Annotated in this window: 17 protein-coding genes; 12 read left to right on the top strand and 5 right to left on the bottom strand. The window is 72.8% G+C overall.

Translation table 11 applies throughout. From position 1 onward, the window contains the following. Positions 1-36: 36 nt before the first annotated feature. A complete protein-coding gene (locus tag MOX02_RS26625) occupies positions 37-687 on the bottom strand; it encodes a LuxR C-terminal-related transcriptional regulator (RefSeq protein ID WP_147028827.1) in 651 nt (216 codons plus the stop codon). Positions 688-1,436: 749 nt separating this feature from the next. On the opposite strand from MOX02_RS26625, the gene MOX02_RS26620 reads away from it, so the two are divergent. Continuing rightward, on the top strand, positions 1,437-1,928 hold the full coding sequence (locus MOX02_RS26620; RefSeq protein WP_147028826.1) for a MarR family winged helix-turn-helix transcriptional regulator: 492 nt from the start codon (positions 1,437-1,439) through the stop codon (positions 1,926-1,928). Here the strand turns inward: MOX02_RS26620 and MOX02_RS26615 are convergent. Beyond that, on the bottom strand, positions 1,922-2,161 hold the full coding sequence (locus MOX02_RS26615) for a hypothetical protein (protein WP_147028825.1): 240 nt from the start codon (positions 2,159-2,161) through the stop codon (positions 1,922-1,924). The two genes, MOX02_RS26620 and MOX02_RS26615, sit on opposite strands and share 7 nt — an antisense overlap. A 163-nt stretch (positions 2,162-2,324) precedes the next feature. Next, the gene (locus MOX02_RS26610) at positions 2,325-3,572 is read right to left on the bottom strand and encodes an MFS transporter (protein WP_210250408.1); all 1,248 of its coding nucleotides are present in this window, start codon (positions 3,570-3,572) and stop codon (positions 2,325-2,327) included. A 380-nt stretch (positions 3,573-3,952) separates the two neighbouring features. Between MOX02_RS26610 and MOX02_RS32445 the strand changes: the two genes are divergently transcribed. Together MOX02_RS32445 and MOX02_RS26590 are read left to right on the top strand one after the other, a co-directional pair. Then, positions 3,953-6,403: a GAF domain-containing protein gene (locus MOX02_RS32445; protein ID WP_238179448.1), complete on the top strand. Its 2,451-nt coding sequence runs from the start codon at positions 3,953-3,955 to the stop codon at positions 6,401-6,403. Between the two features lie 71 nt (positions 6,404-6,474). Next, positions 6,475-6,849: a response regulator gene (locus MOX02_RS26590; RefSeq protein ID WP_147028824.1), complete on the top strand. Its 375-nt coding sequence runs from the start codon at positions 6,475-6,477 to the stop codon at positions 6,847-6,849. Between the two features lie 138 nt (positions 6,850-6,987). On the opposite strand, the gene MOX02_RS26585 is transcribed toward MOX02_RS26590, so the two are convergent. Beyond that, positions 6,988-7,323, bottom strand: coding sequence for a hypothetical protein (locus MOX02_RS26585; protein WP_238179446.1), 336 nt, complete (start codon positions 7,321-7,323; stop codon positions 6,988-6,990). 11 nt (positions 7,324-7,334) lie between these two features. After that, positions 7,335-9,677: an FdhF/YdeP family oxidoreductase gene (locus tag MOX02_RS26580; protein WP_147028823.1), complete on the bottom strand. Its 2,343-nt coding sequence runs from the start codon at positions 9,675-9,677 to the stop codon at positions 7,335-7,337. 396 nt (positions 9,678-10,073) lie between these two features. Between MOX02_RS26580 and MOX02_RS26575 the strand changes: the two genes are divergently transcribed. From MOX02_RS26575 to MOX02_RS26540, 9 genes are all read left to right on the top strand, one after another. Further along, positions 10,074-11,027 (top strand): glutathione S-transferase family protein, encoded by a 954-nt coding sequence (locus MOX02_RS26575; RefSeq protein WP_147028822.1) that lies wholly within the window; start codon positions 10,074-10,076, stop codon positions 11,025-11,027. Positions 11,028-11,179: 152 nt separating this feature from the next. Then, complete coding sequence (gene hpnR, locus MOX02_RS26570; RefSeq protein WP_147028821.1) at positions 11,180-12,733, top strand: hopanoid C-3 methylase HpnR; 1,554 nt, start codon at positions 11,180-11,182, stop codon at positions 12,731-12,733. Between the two features lie 126 nt (positions 12,734-12,859). Beyond that, a complete protein-coding gene (locus MOX02_RS26565) occupies positions 12,860-13,819 on the top strand; it encodes a hypothetical protein (protein WP_147028820.1) in 960 nt (319 codons plus the stop codon). Between the two features lie 380 nt (positions 13,820-14,199). Beyond that, complete coding sequence (locus MOX02_RS26560) at positions 14,200-14,505, top strand: hypothetical protein (RefSeq protein ID WP_147028819.1); 306 nt, start codon at positions 14,200-14,202, stop codon at positions 14,503-14,505. Next, positions 14,502-14,906 carry a hypothetical protein gene (locus tag MOX02_RS26555; protein WP_147028818.1) on the top strand — a complete coding sequence of 135 codons (405 nt, stop codon included), beginning with the start codon at positions 14,502-14,504 and terminating at the stop codon, positions 14,904-14,906. The genes MOX02_RS26560 and MOX02_RS26555 overlap by 4 nt, the downstream gene beginning before the upstream one ends. A 64-nt stretch (positions 14,907-14,970) precedes the next feature. Then, entirely contained in the window at positions 14,971-15,141 is a 171-nt protein-coding gene (locus MOX02_RS31585) for a hypothetical protein (protein WP_170268005.1), read from the top strand. Next, positions 15,141-16,595 (top strand): APC family permease, encoded by a 1,455-nt coding sequence (locus tag MOX02_RS26550; protein ID WP_147028817.1) that lies wholly within the window; start codon positions 15,141-15,143, stop codon positions 16,593-16,595. Before MOX02_RS31585 ends, MOX02_RS26550 begins: the two co-directional genes overlap by 1 nt. 6 nt (positions 16,596-16,601) lie before the next feature. Further along, positions 16,602-17,285, top strand: coding sequence for a hypothetical protein (locus tag MOX02_RS26545; RefSeq protein ID WP_147028816.1), 684 nt, complete (start codon positions 16,602-16,604; stop codon positions 17,283-17,285). Continuing rightward, positions 17,257-17,529: a hypothetical protein gene (locus MOX02_RS26540; protein ID WP_147028815.1), complete on the top strand. Its 273-nt coding sequence runs from the start codon at positions 17,257-17,259 to the stop codon at positions 17,527-17,529. The genes MOX02_RS26545 and MOX02_RS26540 overlap by 29 nt, the downstream gene beginning before the upstream one ends. Positions 17,530-17,621: the final 92 nt, after the last annotated feature.

The following is a 17,621-nucleotide window of genomic DNA, read 5'->3' as shown; positions in this document are numbered from 1 at the left end:
CGGGAGAGGTGAGGGCCGGCTCGTCGGTGGTGGTGCTCAGTGGCCGACGAGGTTCGAGCGGTTGTAGGCGAGGAGGGCCGCCTGAACGCGGTTCCGGACGTTGAGCTTGTCGAGGATGATGGTCAGGTAGTGCTTGACCGTCTTCTCGCTGATCTCCAGGCGCCCGCCGATCTCCTTGTTGCTCAGGCCCTCGGCCAGGAGCGTGAGGATCTGGTCCTCGCGGCCCGTGAGGCTGGAGAACGGGGTCTGCTCCGCCCGCGGCGCCGGCTGGCGCGGCTTGGCGAAGAGGCGGGCGGCGAGCGCCGGGGTGACGTAGCGCTCGCCCCGGTGGATCACCCGCACCGACTGGACCAGCTCCGGCCCGCCGACGCCCTTCAGCACGTAGCCCCAGGCGCCGCCCTGCATGGCCGAGCAGACCTGCTGGTCGTCCACGATGCTCGTGAGCATCAGGAGCTTCACGCCCGAGCAGTGCGCGACGAGCGTCTCGACCGCCTCCGCCCCGCCGCCCAGCATGCCGATGTCGAGGACGATGACGTCCGGCTTCAGGGCGGCCGCGAGGCGGAACGCGTCGGAGGCCGACGTGCCCTCGCCGACCACCGCGAGGTCGGGCTCGCCGTTCAGGGTGTAGGCGACGCCGGCGCGGAACAGCGGATCGCTATCGATGACGACGACACGGATCTCAGACACCTTAGCCCCCCTGTGCTGCCGGAGCCGCCCGCCTCGGGGGCGCGCTCCGCGAAGATCACCGATCGACTCGGACGCTGCGAAGACCAGACGGCGACCCGACCCTCAGTCGGAACCGTACGGCCGCGCCGCGGGCCGAGGCGTCTCCGCACCCCGCCGACGCGGGACGGTGACAAAGCTCCTCATCTGATCACGAGAAGCGGCCGACCGCAGGTAGAGACCCATTGCGCGGCGCAGATCGTCGATGACACTCGAAATAGTCTTGCCGTTTCGCATTCTCATCGATCTCGACCGGATTGCGGTTTCTACCTAAGTAATCGCGGCGCCGACTTTTCTGATGTTCTTACTGTGCGGTGCGCCCGGCGCGAATGCACTGCACGTTTGAACTGCTGGGGCAATCCCAACAGTTTTGCAATAATTTTTTGTGATTAGACCTGTCTAGTACGGCTCTACTGACGGTCACTGTATCGGTTCAGAAGCGTACTTGCCGGAGACGCCCCCGGTTCGCCTGCAGGACTGCGGAAGACGGGATTCCGGCGGCTTGCCGCGGCGGCGCGAAGGGCGGGCGCGAATCACCCTGCGGGCGGCTGCCCCGCGCGGGCCCGCCCGGGACGGCGCGGTCACCGATTCACGATGAACCGGGAAACCGCGCGGGCGGACGGGATGACGCGGCGCGCACGTTTTCGATCACCGGCCCACCCCGGCATCCGCTACCATGCCCGGACGGGCGGATGTCGCCCGGGAGCGCGGCGATGGCGGGATCGGGGATCGAGGACGTGATGGACCCCGCCCTGTGCAGCAACGCGCTGTTGCGCCAGGCCATGCGCAGCCTCGGGCAGATCTACGACGACGCGCTCGCGCCGAGCGGGCTGCGCGCCACGCAGCACGGGCTCCTCGCCACGGTCGCGCGCCTCGACACGCCGACGATGGGCGCGCTGGCGGAGGCCCTCGTCATGGACCTGTCGGGGCTCGGCCACACCCTGAAGCCGCTGACGCGCGACGGCTATCTCCGGCTCGAGGCCGACCCGCGGGACCGGCGGGCGCGCCGCGTCGTGCTGACCGATCTCGGCCGGGCGAAGCTGCGCGAGACCACGGATCTGTGGCGGGGCGTGCAGGCGCGGTTCGAGTCCGCGCTCGGGCGCGAGCGCGCCGCGGAACTGCGCGCCCTGCACGCCGAGCTCGCCTCCCGCGCGTTCCGGGACTCCGTGGCGGAGGCTGCCGCGGGCGGCGACGGGCCTCAGTAGCGGCGGCGGGGACGATCGTCGTCGTCGTCGTCCTCCTCGATCTCGCGGCGGCGGCGCTCGTCGCGCCTCATGTCGCGCCGCGCCTCCTCGCGATCGAAGTCGCGCTCCCGCTGGCGGCGGCTGCGCAGGTCGATGTTCGGGCCGCCGGGCCTGAGATCGATCGACTGGGCCTGGACCGGCGGCGCGGTGTAGAGCCCGACCGCGATGAGCGATCCGGCGAGCAGGTACTTCATCGCTCGTCCCTCCTGGATCCGTCCCGCATGCGCGGGCGGCGTTTCGCCAGAAGGGTAGGGGGCCGGGCCCGGACGGCAACGGGGCCGGATCCGCGGTCGCGCGGATGTGTCACCTCTGGCCGCCTCGCGGAGGCGGGTCACGGCGCCTGCCCGGGGGGGCGGGTCACAGCGCCTGCCCGCAGGGGCGGGGTGCGGCCCGCTCGGCGGCGAAGGAGACGGCCCAGATCGCGAGGCCGCCGAGCGCCAGGGCGACGCCGACCCAGCCGGTGGCGGGCAGGCCGAGGCCGTGCGCGATGGCGAGGCCGGCGAGCCAGGGGCCGAGAGCGTTCGCCACGTTGAAGGCCGAGTGGTTGAGCGCCGCCGCCAGGGTCTGGGCGTCCTCCGCCACGTCCATCAGGCGGGTCTGCAGGATGGTGGCGAGGCCGCCGCCGCAGCCGATCAGGAAGACCACGGGCGCGAGCGTCCAGAGGCTGCCGGTGGCGAGCGGGTAGAGGGCGAGCGCCGCCGCGCTCCAGACGAGGGTGAGGCCCGCCGCCGGCATCTGGGCGCGGTCGGCCGCCCAGGCGCAGGCGAGGTTGCCCACGGTGAGCCCGAGGCCGAACACGGCGAGGATCGCGGGAATCGCCGCGGGCGAGGCGTGCGTGACGGAGAGCATGGTGGAGGCGAGGTAGGTGTAGACTGAGAACAGGCCGCCGAAGCCGATCGCGCCGGTGGCGAGCGTCAGCCAGACCTGCCCGCGGCGCAGCGCCCCGAGCTCGCGCAGCGCGCTGGCGCCGGGCGCCGGCGCGCCGAGCGGCGCGAACAGGCGCACCAGCGTGGCGGTGAGGAGCGCGAGCAGCGCCACGAGCCCGAAGCTCCAGCGCCAGCCCGCGAGCTGGCCGATCGCGTTGGCGAGCGGCACCCCCACCACCGTCGCCACGGTGAGGCCGGCGATGACGCGGGAGACCGCCTGGCTGCGTCGCTCGCGCGGGACGAGGGAGGCGGCCACGAGGGCGGCGACGCCGAAATAGGCCCCGTGCGGCAGGCCGGCGAGGAAGCGGAACAGGAGCATCGTGCCGTAGCTCGGCGCCAGCGCCGAGAGGCCGTTGCCGAGCGCGAACAGCACCATCAGCCCGACGAGGAGCGTGCGCCGCGCGACCCGCGCGGCCAGCACCGCGATCACGGGGGCGCCCACCACCACGCCGAGGGCGTAGGCGCTGATGACGTGGCCGGCGGTCGGCTCGTCGATGGCGAGATCCGGCGCGAAGTCGGGCAAAAGGCTCATCGCCGCGAACTCGGTCGTGCCGATCGAAAAGCCGCCGACCGCGAGCGCCAGGAGGACGAGGCTCGGGTGGCTGCCGGAGGCCGCGGACGGGGCGGGCGCCCGTGCGGCGGCGGACGGGGGGGCGTCGGCGATCGCTCGTTCGGTCACTGGGCTGTCTCGCTCCGAAGTCTCGCGCGGGGCCGGGCGGCCCCCGGGGCGCCGGGAGCCGCGGCCCCGCCGGCGCCTGCCGCATCCGCTCACAGGGGACGCTGCGGTGCAGCAAACGGGCCGGAGATAGGCCGCCGGGCGGCGGCCGGCGAGGGCGCCGGGCTCGCCCCAGCCCTTCGCGCCGGGCATGGCCCGGCCGCGGACCACCCCGGCAGGGCGAAGACGGCGATCTGGCCGCCCGCCGCCGTGTGCCGGGCGAACGCCTCGCGTGTCCGCCGCGGGTGGAAGGCGGCCGGCGGATTGATTGCAAGCAGCGGTCATGCGTTGTTGACGGCATGGACGCCGAGCACCCTGGACCATGGCCCGACGGCGCAGGCGAGATGGCCGGCCGGATCCGCGCGCACGACTGGGCTGCGACATCGCTCGGCGCGTCCGAGGCATGGTCGGATCGGCTCAAGCTCATGGTCGAGCAGGTCCTGGCCAGCCCGCTGGTGTCGACGTTGGTCTGCGGGCCCGGGCGGGTCCTGATCTACAACGACGCCGCGGCACGCCTCTACGGCGACCGGCATCCCGCGGCGCTCGGTCGGCCGATTCCGAAGACCTTTCCGGAAGGGTGGGCGACGGTCGCGCCTCTCTACGAACGCGCCTTCGCGGGTGAGACCATCAGCGTGGCCCGTCAGCCTCTCGACACGCGCGGCGAGGGCGACCCGGCCGCCGACGCGTTCGACGCCACGCTGACGCCGGTGCGCGAGTCCGGGGCCGTCGCGCATGTCCACATGATCGGAACCGAGGTCGGTGAGCGGTTGCGCGCCGAGACGGCCTTGCGGGAGAGCGAGGAGCGACAGCGATTCCTGCTCGGGCTCAGCGACGGACTTCGACCGCTGTCCGATCCCACCGAGATCCAGCGGATGGCCATGAAGCTGCTGGCCGAGAAGCACGACGTGATGCGTGCGGCCTACCTCGACGTCGCCGCGGACGGCGACACGGTGACGATGGCGGCCCGGTTCGAGCGTGACGCGGCGCCGACCCCCGACCGCCTGCGGCTGTCCGACTACGGGTCCGACATCGCCGATGCCTTCCGGGCCGGGCGCACGCTCTTCGTGCGCGACACCGAGACGGAAGCCGGTTCGGACGCCCAGCGCGAAGCCTACCGGGCGATCGGCGTGCGCGCCTGGATCGTCGCCCCTCTGGTCAAGCAGGGGCGGCTCATCGCGGTCGTGGGCGTCCAGTCCGGAGAGCCGCGCCACTGGACGCGCGCGGACATCCGGCAGGTCGACGATGTCGCGGAGCGCACCTGGGCGGCCGTCGAGCGTGCGCGGGCGGAGACCGCCCTTCGCGACAGCCGGACGCTGCTCGCAGCCCAGAACGAGGCCTTTCTCGCGGCCGTGAGCGACCTGCCGCTCGAGCGCTCGCTGGACCCGATGGTCCGTGCGGCCGTCTCGCATTTCGGCGAGACGAGATGCGCCTTCTACGTCGTCGAGCCGAATGAAGCCGAGCTGCGCCTCGTGGCCGGGATGACCGCCCAGTACGCCGACGATGTCGACGGCTTCAAGATCGACGCCGACTCCCTGGCCTGCGGTCTCGCTGTCCATCTCCGGCAGCCGGTCATCACGCCCGACGTGCGCCTCGAGCAGCGGTGGGCACCGTGGCTGTGGATGGCCGAGAAGCACGATTACCGCGGCGTGTGGTCCTTCCCCATGAAGACCGCGACGGGCAGGCGCCTCGGCACGTTCGACTTCTATTTCGGACGCCCGCGCGATGCCGACGCCTCCGACCGCGCCTTCGCCACCGATCTGGCGCACGCCGCGGGGATCGTCATCTCGCGGCATCAGGAGGCGGAGAAGCGCGTGCGTGCCGAGATGCTTCTGCGCGAGAGCGAGGAGCGCTTCGCCCAGTTCGGGGCCTCGTCCTCGGACGCCCTCTGGATCCGGGACGCGGCGACGCTCGCGATGGAGTACGTCAGCCCCGCCATCCGGACGATCTACGGCGTGTCGCCCGACGATCTCATCGGCGATCCCGCCCGCTGGCTGGCGCTGATCCGGCCCGAGGACCGGGACGGCGCCTACGCGCACCTGGAGAAGGCGCGAGCCGGCGAGGAGGTCGTGTACGAATTCCGCATCCGGCGGCCGAGCGACGGGGAGGAGCGCTGGATCCGGAATACCGACTTCCCGCTGCGCGATGCTCAGGGCCGCGTCCAGCGCATCGGCGGCATCGCCGAGGACGTGACGGATGCCAAGCGGGCGGCCGAACGGCAGGAGGTGCTGATCAACGAGTTGCAGCACCGCGCCCGCAACCTGCTCGGCGTCGTCGCCGCGATCGCCGACCGGACGCTGAAGCGGGGCGGCTCGGTCGAGGCGTTCGAGGAGCGGCTGAAGGCGCTGGGCCGGGCGCAGGGACTGCTCAGCGCGGGCGGCAGCGACACCGTCGCGGTGGGCGCGCTGGTGCGGGCCGAACTGGCCGCGCACGCGGACGGCGCCTCGAACCGGGCGCGCGTTGCGGGGCCGGACGTGCTTCTCAACGCGCGGCAGGTGCAGAATTTCGCGTTGGCCCTGCACGAGTTGACGACCAACGCCGTGAAGTACGGCGCGCTGGCGGGTGCGTCCGGACGCCTCTCGGTGACCTGGGAGGTCCTGCTCGACAGGCGCGGGCGCAGGCGGCTTTCGCTGACCTGGGCCGAGAGCGAAGTGACGATCGGCCCGGACACGGTGAAGCGCCGCGGCTATGGCACGGAATTGATCCAGGAAGCCCTCGCCTACGCACTCCAGGCCCAGGTCGATTATCGGAAGGGCCCAGACGGCGTGCGCTGCCGGATCGAGATGCCGCTCGCCTGACCGCGAACGAACTCGGAGCCGGAAAGCCGGGTTGGCGTGCTGAGACCAGACGCGCCGTCCCCGGAGGAATCGTGTCCGAACCCGCCTCGGCCCTCGACGGCACACGGATCCTTCTCGTCGAAGACGAGTACCTGATCGCCATCGAGATGGCGCGATGGCTGCGGACGGCGGGAGCCACCGTGGTCGGGCCGGTGCCCAGCGTCGATCGGGCCCTCGACCTGATCGAGGACGATGGCATCGACGCCGCCGTGCTCGACATCAATCTCGGCGATGGGGATCGGGTCTACCCCGTCGCCGACAGGCTCAACGCGCTCGGCGTGCCCTACCTTTTCGCCACGGGCGACGTGAAGGTCTCGGACGTGGCGGTCTACCGGGACCGGCCGCGGCTGGAGAAACCGTTCGGGGAAGTGGAAGTGGTGCGCGCTCTCGCGAAGCTCCTGAGCTGAGCGTTGCGGAACGGCCCCGCCCGCGCACGGTGCTGCGCGACCTCTTCCGGTTCTTCCACCCGGGAGCGGACGCCGCGAGGGGCCGATCGGGATCGGAAGCGGTTCTCTCGCCGCGGTCGGGCTGATCGCGCCCGAGCCTCAGGCCGCCGCACTTCCGAGGAGCGCCTCGCCGGCCGGGCTGAGGCCGTAGCGCGTGCGCTGCGTGCGGGCGTCGCGGTGGGCGAGGCTGAGGAGGGAGGCCGGCCCGGCGAGCGTCGCCAGCGCCCGCAGCACCAGGGCGTGGGCCACCCCGAACACCCGCGCGAAGGTCCGGCTGTCGGCGGCGAGGCCGAGGCGGAGCCCGGCCAGGATGCCGGCCTCGATGAGCGCGAGGTCGGGGCGCAGGTCCGCGATCCGGTCGGTCTCTCTCAGGAACGTCTCGGCCAGAAACGTCTCGGCGAGACGCGCCGCGTCGTCGGCGGCGGGCGCGCTCACGGGGCGGGCGCTCACGGGGCGGGCGCCCGCTCTCGCACCCGCACCAGCACCGATTTCGAGGTCGGCGTGTCCGAGTGCTCGCCGAAGCTCGCCAGCGGCACCAGCACGTTCAGCTCCGGGTAGTAGCCGGCGAGGCTGCCGCGGGGCATGTCGAAGGGCACGAGCCGGAAATCCTCGGCCACCCGCTCGACGCCGTCCTCGTGGGCGCAGACGAGGTCGACCCGCTCGCCGGCCCGCTCCCGCAGCGCGGCGAGGTCGTCCGGGTGCGCGAACACCACCCGGCGCTCGCCGTAGACGCCGCGGTAGCGGTCGTCGAGGCCGTAGATCGTGGTGTTGTACTGGTCGTGCGAGCGGAAGGTCTGCAGGACGAAGGTGTCCGCGCTCCCGGCCGCCCGCTGGTGCTCGGTGACCGCGGGCAGCGGGTCGGCCGAGAAGGTCGCCCGCGCCTCCGGCGTCTCGAAGACGCGCTCGGCGGCGAGGTTGCGCAGCTTGAAGCCGCGCGGGCGCCGCACGCGCTCGTTGAAGCGGGAGAAGCCCGGGATCGTGTCGGCGATGAGGTCGCGGATCAGGTCGTAATCGTCGGCGAGCGCCGCCCAGTCGACGCGCTCCGAGCCGACCGTCGCGGCGGCGATGCCGGCGATGATGCCGATCTCGGAGCGCAGGTGCGGCGAGGCCGGCCTGTTGATGCCGCCGGAGCCGTGGACCATGCTCATCGAATCCTCGACGGTCACGATCTGCGTCCGGCCGCGGCTGTTGCGGTCGATCTCGGTGCGGCCGAGGCAGGGCAGCACGTAGGCGACGCGGCCCGGCAGCAGGTGCGAGTGGTTGAGCTTCGTCGCGACGTGGACGGTGAGCCGGCAGCCGGCGAGCGCCCGCGCCACGGCGGCGCTGTCCGGCGTCGCGCGGGCGAAGTTGCCGCCGAGCCCGATGAAGGCCTTGGCCGAGCCGTCGAGCATGGCGCGGATCGCGGCCAGCACGTTGTGCCCGTGCCCACGCGGGGCTTCGAAGCCGAAGCGGGCCTCCAGCGCGTCGAGGAAGGCGGCGGGCGGGCGCTCGTTGATGCCCACCGTGCGGTCGCCCTGCACGTTCGAGTGGCCGCGCACCGGGCAGAGGCCCGTGCCGGGCCGCCCGATCTGGCCGCGCAGGAACATCACGTTGGCGATCTCGCGGATGGTCGCCACGGAGTGGCGGTGCTGCGTCACGCCCATCGCCCAGGTGGCGACGACGGACTCGGCGCCGAGATAGACCTCGGCCGCCGCCTCGATCTCGGCGCGGGTCAGGCCGGACTGGTCGAGGATCGCGTCCCAGGGCGTCGCCTCCACCGCCGCCCGGTAGGCGGGCAGGCCCGCCGCGTGCTGGTTCAGGAAGGCGTGGTCGAGGAGCGAGGGGCGCCCGGCCGCGACCTCCGCCGCGTCGCGGGCGAGCACGACCTTGGCGATGCCCCGGAAGGCCGCCATGTCGCCGCCGAGGCGGGGCTGGAGATAGTGGCTCGCGATCGGCCGGCTCGCGCCGCGCAGCATCTCCACCGTGTTCTGCGGGTCGGCGAAGCGCTCGAGCCCGCGCTCGCGCACCGGGTTCAGCACCACGACGCGGGCGCCCCGCTCGGCGGCGCGGCGCAGGTCGCCCAGCATGCGCGGATGGTTGGTGCCGGGGTTCTGGCCCACCACGAAGATGGCGTCGGCCTTCTCGAAATCCTCGAGCAGCACCGTGCCCTTGCCGGCGCCGATCGCCGCCTGCAGGGCGATGCCGCTCGCCTCGTGGCACATGTTCGAACAGTCGGGGAAGTTGTTGGTCCCGTAGAGGCGCGCGAAGAGCTGGTAGAGGTAGGCGGCCTCGTTCGAGGCGCGGCCGGAGGTGTAGAACTCGGCCTCGTCCGGGTGGCCGAGCCCGCGCAGGGTCTCCCCGATCTCCGCGAAGGCCGTCTCCCAGGCCACCGGCAGGTAGCGGTCGGAGGCCGCGTCGTAGCGCATCGGCTCGGTGAGCCGGCCCTGCCCCTCCAGCGCGTGGTCGCTCCAGCCGCGCAGCTCCGTCACCGTGTGGCGGGCGAAGAAGGCCGGCGGCGTGCGCTTGTCGGTCGCCTCCCAGGAGACCGCCTTCACGCCGTTCTCGCAGAACTCGAAGGAGGAGCCGTGCTCCGGGTCGCCCCAGGCGCAGCCCGGGCAGTCGAACCCGTCCGGCTGGTTGGCGCTCAGCAGCGCGCGGGCGCCCGAGAGCGGCGCGCGGCTGCCGAGGAGGTGCCGGCCGCAGCTCTTCAGCGCGCCCCAGCCGCCCGCGGCGGAGGAGCGCCTGGGGGACGCGTCCGCGGGAGAGGCGTTCTTGGTGGAAGCATTCTTGGCGGACGAAGACCGATCCATCGGACGCGCGGCTCCCGGATATCGCGACCCCTCGAACCGGCACGCGCGTCCCCGTCCGGCGCGCGAGCGCGCCGGGCAAACCCTTGCGGGGCCTCGCGTATCCGGGACCTTCGGCGCGCCCGTCTCCCGCATCCTGGGCAGGCGCACCTCAGCGCAGCAGGAATAGCATCTCCGGCGCCGCCCGGGGCGGCCGTTTCACTGCCGCCGAGGTATGGGTGTCATGCATGGCTCGCGCAGCTTTGCCGCCGAGGCCAGTGCTGGGGGAATGTTGGTATACCATGGACCCGTTCGCATCCGGGCTGCCGCCTGCCACCGGCCCGAGCCTGCCGCGTTGACGCTCGCCGGCGGCCGGCGCGGATGGCCCGCGCCCAGGCACGCTCACGGAAGGATCTGAGGATGGGGTCGCTCGTCGACGGACACTGGCAGGCGCGGCCGCTCGACGTGGCGGGGAAGGACGGGCGCTTCAAGCGGCAGGAGAGCCGATTCCGCAACTGGGTGACGCCGGACGGCGCGCCGGGCCCGACCGGGGAGGGGGGCTTCGCCGCCGAGTCCGGCCGCTACTGCCTCTACGTCAGCCTCGCCTGCCCCTGGGCGAGCCGGGCCACGATGGCGCGGCGCATCAAGGGCCTGGAGGGCGCGATCGAGCTCGCCGTGACCCACTGGCACATGGGCGAGCAGGGCTGGACCTTCGCGCCGGGCCCCTGCGTTACGGGCGACCCCGTGCACGGCGCGGACTACCTGCACCAGGTCTACACGGCGGCGAGCGCCGACTACACGGGACGGGTGACCGTGCCGGTGCTGTGGGACCGGGCGCGCGGCACCATCGTGAGCAACGAGTCGGCCGACATCCTGCGGATGCTGGGCAGCGCCTTCGACGGCGTCGGCGCCCGCGCGGGCGACCTATACCCCGAGGCCCTGCGCGCCGAGATCGACGCGCTGAACGAGCGGATCTACGGGCGCGTCAACAACGGGGTCTACCGGGCGGGCTTCGCCACCTCGCAGGACGCCTACGAGGAGGCGGTGATCCCGCTGTTCGAGACCCTTGACGAACTGGAGCGGCGGCTCTCCGGCGCGCGCTACCTGTTCGGGGAAGCGCTGACGGAGGCCGACATCCGCCTGTTCACGACGCTGATCCGGTTCGACGCGGTCTATCACGGGCACTTCAAGTGCAACCTGCGCCGGCTCGTCGATTACCTGGCGCTCTGGCGCTACACCCGGGACATCCACGCGCTCCCGGGGGTCGCCGAGACGGTGAACGTCCAGCACATCAAGCACCATTACTACGGGAGCCACCCCTCGATTAACCCGTCCGGCATCGTGCCGGCGGGCCCGCTCATCGATCTCGGCTGAGGCGGGTACGGATTGGTACCGCAACGCGGCTCGCCCGGGCCGCGCCCGCCCGGCTGTTGCGTCGCGCGCCCGGAGCGGGTGAACTCGGCCCCGCGCCGCCCGGATCGGCGACCGGCGGCGGATGGGAGCAGCGAAGCGACGGAGCGGGCGGCTTGAACATCCTGGCGGTTCACCCCAGCGGCCTCATGTACACGAAGGTGTTCCTGAGGCTCGAACCCCTCGGGCTCGAGATCGTGGCGGGCGCCGCGCGGGCGGCCGGGCACCGGGTCGGGCTGATCGACCTCCAGGTCGAGACGCACGCCGACTTCCTGCGCCGGGTCCGCGACGGGCGCCCGGACGTGATCGCCTTCTCCTGCAACTATCTCGCGAACGTCCCCGAGATCATCGATCTCGCCAAGCTCGCCAAGGCGGAGCTGCCGCGCACCTACGTGGTGATCGGCGGGCACAGCGCCTCCTTCACCGCCGCCGAGCTGCTGGAGCACGGGGCGGGCGCGATCGACTGCGTGCTGAAGGGCGAGGCCGAGGCGGTGCTGCCCGCCTTCCTGGAGGCGGTGGAGCACGACCGCGCGGCCGTCGCCACGATCCCCGGGGCCGTCACCCGCGACGGGGAGGGGCCGCCCCCCGGCTTCGTGGCCTCGCTCGACGAGTCGCGGCCGGCGCGCGACCTCCTGCGCCACCGCCGCAAGTACTTCATCGGCGTGCTCGACCCCTGCGCCTCGGTGGAGTTCGCCCGCGGCTGCCCCTGGGACTGCACCTTCTGCAGCGCCTGGACCTTCTACGGGCGCTCCTACCGGGCGATGAGCCCGGAACGGGCCGTCGAGGAGGTGGCCTCGATCCGCGAGCCCGGCATCTTCCTTGTGGACGACGTGGCCTTCGTGCACGAGAAGCACGGGCTCGCCATCGGCGAGGGGCTGGCCCGCCGCGGCATCCGCAAGAAATACTACCTGGAGACCCGGGGCGACGTCCTCCTGCGCAACAAGGAGGTGTTCCGCTTCTGGAGCGGCATCGGCCTGCGCTACATGTTCATCGGGCTCGAGGCGGTGGACGCCGAGGGGCTGAAGCGCTTCCGCAAGCGGATCGACCTCGACCGCAACTTCGAGGCGCTGGACTTCGCCCGCTCCCTCGGGATCACGGTGGCCATCAACCTGATCGCCGATCCGGACTGGGACCGGGAGCGCTTCCGGGCGGTGCGCGAGTGGTGCCTGGAGATCCCCGAGATCGTCAACATCAGCGTGAACACGCCCTATCCGGGCACCGAGATCTGGCGCACGGAGACGCGGCCCCTGCAGAGCCTCGACTACCGGCTCTACGACATCCAGCACGCCGTGCTGCCGACCCGGATGCCGCTCGACGCGTTCTACGCCGAGCTCGTGCGCACCCAGCAGGTGCTCAACCGCAAGCATCTCGGCTGGCGGGCGCTGGCCGCCACCGCCGGCATCTCGGCCGGCCACCTGATGCGGGGGCAGACGAACTTCCTGCGCATGCTGTGGAAGTTCAACAGCGTGTTCGACCCGCGCCTCCAGCTCGCCGACCACGCCCGCGAGGTCCGCTACGCCATGGCGCCGCCCCCGGCCCGGACGGGCGGGGCGGTGGACCCGCGCTCGCTCTACGTGCACCCGCCGCAGGGGCGGAAGGGCCGCGCCGCCCTCGGGCCGGCCGCCGAGCGCTTCGTCGAGGAGACCCGCATGGGCGGGGCCGCACCCTGAGCCGCCGGCGCATCCTCCCGAAGGGGTAGCCCGGATGATCCGATCGAGGCCGGCCCGACTCGCGGTAAACATTCCTGACCTGGGCCGCAGACCTCGCGGCCCGCTCCGCCACGGTCGGGAGGGCACATGCGTGTGATGGTCCGGACACTCCTGTCGGCCGGCCTCGCGGCGGCGTTCGTCGTCCCGGTCTCCGCCGTCAGGGCCGAGGAGCCCGCCGCCGCGCGGCCGACCTCCCCGACGACCGCGGAGCTCCTCGCGGAGTACCGCGCGCGGCTCAAGCTCGATGCGGGCGCGACGGCGGACGAGGTGTCGCCCGAGGCGCGGGCCGCCGCGCGGCTCGACGCCGCGACGCGGCCCGAGAGCCTGCCCAACATCGAGACGGTCTCGGCCTACCAGCGCCGCTCGCAGCAGAAGCTCGACGAGTCGGAGCGGAGCTGGAAGCGCATCACGAGCTCGATCTGCTCCGGCTGCGGCACCGCGGCGCCGGCCGCGCGCTCCGTGACGGTGAACCCCGCCGCCATCCTCGCCCGGCGCCTGCCGCCGGCCGAGCCCGCGGTGACGGCGCAGGCCCGCATCGCTCCGGCCCTGGCCCCCGCCCTGGCCCCGACCGTCGCAGCCTCCGCCGAGCCCGGCACGCCCGGTCGCGTCGCGCGGGTGAGGCCGGAGCCCGCCGCCGAGGCGCCGCTCGTCGTCGCGACGGGCGCCGTCCCGGCCGCGAAGGCGAAGACGGAGAAGCCGGCGCGGGTCGCCGCCGTCGCGCGCAAGCGCCACGCGACCGTGCGCCACGCCGTCGTGCGCCATCGCCTGACCCGCAAGCAGATCGCCGCGCGGGCCGCGCGCCGCGCCCGCCTCGCGCTCCTGCGCACCGCCCGCCGGCACAAGCAGGTGGCGCGGCCGCGCCTGCGCTACGTCGTGGCGGCGCCCGCGATCCGCCCCGCGGCGGCCAAGCGCCGCTTCGTATCCCTCGGCGGCACGCACCGGGCCGGCCCGCTCCTCGCGCGCGCGCACCATCTCGGCTGCACCTTCAGCTTCGGCTTCCTGCCGGGCTTCGGCCCGCGCGCCGCCGCCTGCGTCGCCGCCCGCTGAGGCGGCCCGCGCCGGCCACTCCCCGCGGGGCCGCCCGAGCGGCGCCCGCGCCGGTCCGCGAATCTTCCCCTCCTGCCGCGCGCTGCCTGCCGCGCGTTGCCGCGCGCCTGCCGCGCGCGAGCGCCCGGGGTACCGCTCACGCGGCCCGGGCGCTCCGGCATGTCCGTGCGGTTGTGCACCGTGGCGATGCCGGGCGCGGTCGCCGCGCAGGCATTTCCGTGGCAGCCTGGGCCGCCCCGAGCACCGGCCTGCAGGAAAATGCGGGGTTGGTGCGGCGCACAAACTTTTTCCGATTGACAGGCCCGGCGTCTTGGCAGGATATTTCTCTTCAAGAATAGCTGGTTCCTAAAAGGAATTGGCGCTTTGGGAGGGACGCGTGCATGTCGCACCAGGATCCCCGCGTCGGCCGGATGTTCCGGCGCGACTCGATCGCGGCCATCGGCGCCGTCATCACGGTCTGGCTGATCTACGCCTTCACGTTCTGGATGATGCGGCCGGCCTTCGCCGCCTCCGGCCTCACCGGCATCATGATCGGGCTCGGCGCCTGCGTGCTGTTCCTGAACACCGCGGCGGTGCTGGCGATGATCCGGCACTACGGCGAGGACCGGGCCGCGATCTACGGCACCGACATCTACTATCTCGATCGCCTGCGGCAGGTCCGCCGCGAGCAGGGAGGCCAGCCATGAGCCGCGAGCCCTACGAGCCGCCGACCCAGCCGGTCGCCGGGCAGATCTTCGACGCGCTGCTGATGCTGGTGCTCGTCTTCATCACGCTCTACCTGCCGCTGCTGTTCAAGCTCGCCGGCGCCGGCACGACGACCACCGAGTACCCGAACCCGACCTGGGAGAGCCTCGGCCAGAACGCCACCATGGCGGCCCAGTGGGAGAAGCTCGGCTTCGGGCCCGAGAAGGCCGCCACCATCATCGGCACGCGCTTCGACTACGCGTTCAACTGGACCGCGCTCGCCATCACGGGCGTGGTCATCGTCGGATACTTCATCTTCATGTTCCGGTACTCGGACCGGCAGTACCGGGACGTGATCGCCGAGCGCTTCGGCGACGGGACGGACCCTTCCCGCAAAGCCTGACAACCCCGCCGCCCGCGACTCCCCGCCGGCGGCGTTTCCTCCTCAACCCGCGAGGATCTCGGTCATGGTCACGATCATGAACTGGAGCGCCTGGGCGATCGCCTGCGCGCTCGCGCTCTGGATGGGCTTCGACCTCCTGCGCACCAACAGGACCTTCGGCGAGGATTACCTCCTCTCCTCGGAAGAGGGCGAGATCGTCGATTCCGACACCGGCGAGACGGCAGCGAGGTCGTGATGCAGAACGTACAGCTCGCCCCCGGCCCCGGCATCCTGCCCGGCGAGGCGCTGCCCGAGGCGCCCGCCGCCGCGGCGGCGCCGCCCTCGAAGAGGATCGCGCTCCTGCGCGTGCTCGGCCCCGGCCACGTCTGGGCGCTGGGCGTCGGCATCGTGCTCGTCGGCGAGTTCATGGGCTGGAACTTCGCGGTGGGGAAGGGCGGCCCGACCGCCGCGCTCACCGCCTGCTGGCTCGCCGGCATCCTCTACACCTGCGTCGCGATGATCGATTCCGAGATCACCTCGACGGTGGCGGCCGCGGGAGGGCAGTACGCCCAGGCCAAGCACATCATCGGGCCGCTCGCCGCCTTCAACGTCGGGCTCTACCTCGTGATGGCCTACACGATGCTGGAGGTCTCGAACGCCATCGTCACGGGCGACCTGCTCGAGGCGTTCATCACCAACCTCGGCATCCCCGGCACGATCGACAAGCGCGCCTACATGGTGCTCACCATCGTGGCGCTCGCCTTCCTCAACTACCGCGGCGTGCTCGCCTCGCTGACCCTGAACCTGCTGATCACGGCGGCCGCCTTCTCGGCCATCGTGGTGCTGTTCCTGGCCTCCCAGCCCTGGGCGCCGGGCGCCGTGCTGCAGCACGACGCGCTCCTCGTCGGACTGCCCTACGGCAGCCTCGGCATCCTCGCGGCCATGCATTTCGGCCTGTGGTTCTACCTCGGCATCGAGGGCACGACGCAGGCCGCCGAGGAGGTGCGCTCGCCCGCCCGCGCCCTGCCGCTCGGCACCATGACCGGCATGATGACGCTCCTCATCGCGGCCACCGCCACCTGGTACGTCTGCTCCGGCCTGATGCCCTGGGAGTATCTCGGGCAGGCGGTGACGCCGCTCTACGACGCCGGGCGCCTCACGGGCAGCCGCTGGCTGGAGGTGTTCCTCTTCCTCGGCACCCTGTTCGCCACCGTGGCCTCGGCCAACGGCTGCATCAACGACGCCTCCCGGGCCTGGTTCGCCATGGGCCGCGACCGCTACATGCCGGCCTGGTTCGGCGCCGTGCACCCGACCTACCGCACGCCCTACCGGTCGATCGTCTTCTTCGTGCCAATCGCGATCCTGTTCGCGGTCTCGACGCCGCTCGACCAGACGATCACGCTCTCGATCCTGTCGGGCCTGCTCGGCTACACGCTGATGGCGCTGTCCATCATCCTGTTCCGCCGCAAGTGGCCGCTCGGGACGATCCAGCGGGGCTACGTCCACCCGCTGCACCCGCTGCCCGCGCTGCTGCTGCTGACGCTGTGCGTCGTCACCTACCTCGCGGTCTTCCTCGGCTACGGCACGCAGCTCATCGCCATGATGGCCTTCTACATCGGCGCCTCGGTCTGGTTCGTGCTGCACCGCTACAAGTACGTCCGGCGCGGCGACCAGTTCACGATGCACTGGCCGCGGCCGAAGGGGTACTGAGGGGCGATGGTCGCGCTCGCCGCCCTCCTCGTCCTCCTCGCCGCCGGCGGCGCCGTGCTCTGGCGCGGCCGTGCGGCGGCAGCGCGGCGGGCGGCCATGCTGCGGCCCTGCCTCGCCCTCCTCGCGGAGCCGGCGGAGGGGCGGGACGGGGCGGGCTTCCCGACCCTCGACGGGCGCTTCGAGGGCTTGGCGGTGGCGATCCGCCTGATCCCCGAGGCGGTGGCCTTCCGGCGGCTGCCCCAGCTCTGGCTCAGCGTCTCGGTGCACGCCCAAACCGGGCAGCCCGCGACCCTCGACGTCCTGCGCCGGGTCGCGGGCGCCGAGTTCTACGCGCCCGCCGACGACCTGCCCCGGCGCCTGCCGGCGCCGGAGGGCCTGCCCGGCGACGCCTACCTGCGAGGAACGCGGCAGGCCGAGCACCTGCTCGCCGCCCTGGCGCCGCACCTCGCGCAGCTTCTTGCGGACGCGCGCGTGAAGGAGGTGCTGGTCACGCCCCGCGGCGTGCGGATCGTCGCCCAACTCTGCGAGGGCGAGCGCGGCGCCTACCTGCTCCTGCGCGAGAGCCGGTTCGCCCTCACCGAGATCGACCCGGCGACGCTCGTCCCGCACCTCGCCCGCGCGGCCGCGCTCGCCCGTCACGTCACCCGCGAAGGAGGGGCCCATGCGCCCGGAACCCGCGCCGCCGCCTAACCCGCGGCTCGTCCTCATGGCGGCGCTCGTGCTGCCCGGCATGGGCCACGTCCTCGCCGGCCGGCCGCAGCGGGGCCTCGGCTTCGCCTTCTTCACCCTGATCGGGGCGTGGCTGACCACCAAGTTCGCCGCGCCCGACGCCGACGTGGTCGGCCGCCACGCGGCGGGCCTGTTCGTCTGGGCCCTCTCGATTCCCGACGCCTACCGCACCGCCCGCCTGCGCCGGAGCGGCCTGGCGCCGTGAGCGGCGCTGCTCCACCTCTCCCGTCCGGGAGAGGGAGCCCGGGCCGGATCTGTACAGGTCGGCGCAAAATGAGCCGCTGCCCACCTCTCCCG

The organism is Methylobacterium oxalidis, from assembly GCF_007992195.1.
Classification (GTDB): Bacteria; Pseudomonadota; Alphaproteobacteria; order Rhizobiales; family Beijerinckiaceae; genus Methylobacterium; species Methylobacterium oxalidis.
The sequence above is the reverse complement of the archived record's forward strand: the minus strand, read 5'-3'. Positions and strand labels throughout refer to the sequence as shown.

Excerpts from the sequence above, each read along its gene's own strand:
- MOX02_RS26620 (WP_147028826.1), top strand. The coding sequence starts at position 1,437 with ATGGCGGGATCGGGGATCGAGGACGTGATGGACCCCGCCCTGTGCAGC.
- MOX02_RS26615 (WP_147028825.1), bottom strand. The coding sequence starts at position 2,161 with ATGAAGTACCTGCTCGCCGGATCGCTCATCGCGGTCGGGCTCTACACC.
- MOX02_RS32445 (WP_238179448.1), top strand. The coding sequence starts at position 3,953 with ATGGCCGGCCGGATCCGCGCGCACGACTGGGCTGCGACATCGCTCGGC.
- MOX02_RS26580 (WP_147028823.1), bottom strand. The coding sequence starts at position 9,677 with ATGGATCGGTCTTCGTCCGCCAAGAATGCTTCCACCAAGAACGCCTCT.
- MOX02_RS26575 (WP_147028822.1), top strand. The coding sequence starts at position 10,074 with ATGGGGTCGCTCGTCGACGGACACTGGCAGGCGCGGCCGCTCGACGTG.
- MOX02_RS26565 (WP_147028820.1), top strand. The coding sequence starts at position 12,860 with ATGCGTGTGATGGTCCGGACACTCCTGTCGGCCGGCCTCGCGGCGGCG.
- MOX02_RS26560 (WP_147028819.1), top strand. The coding sequence starts at position 14,200 with ATGTCGCACCAGGATCCCCGCGTCGGCCGGATGTTCCGGCGCGACTCG.
- MOX02_RS26555 (WP_147028818.1), top strand. The coding sequence starts at position 14,502 with ATGAGCCGCGAGCCCTACGAGCCGCCGACCCAGCCGGTCGCCGGGCAG.
- MOX02_RS31585 (WP_170268005.1), top strand. The coding sequence starts at position 14,971 with ATGGTCACGATCATGAACTGGAGCGCCTGGGCGATCGCCTGCGCGCTC.
- MOX02_RS26550 (WP_147028817.1), top strand. The coding sequence starts at position 15,141 with ATGCAGAACGTACAGCTCGCCCCCGGCCCCGGCATCCTGCCCGGCGAG.
- MOX02_RS26545 (WP_147028816.1), top strand. The coding sequence starts at position 16,602 with ATGGTCGCGCTCGCCGCCCTCCTCGTCCTCCTCGCCGCCGGCGGCGCC.
- MOX02_RS26540 (WP_147028815.1), top strand. The coding sequence starts at position 17,257 with ATGCGCCCGGAACCCGCGCCGCCGCCTAACCCGCGGCTCGTCCTCATG.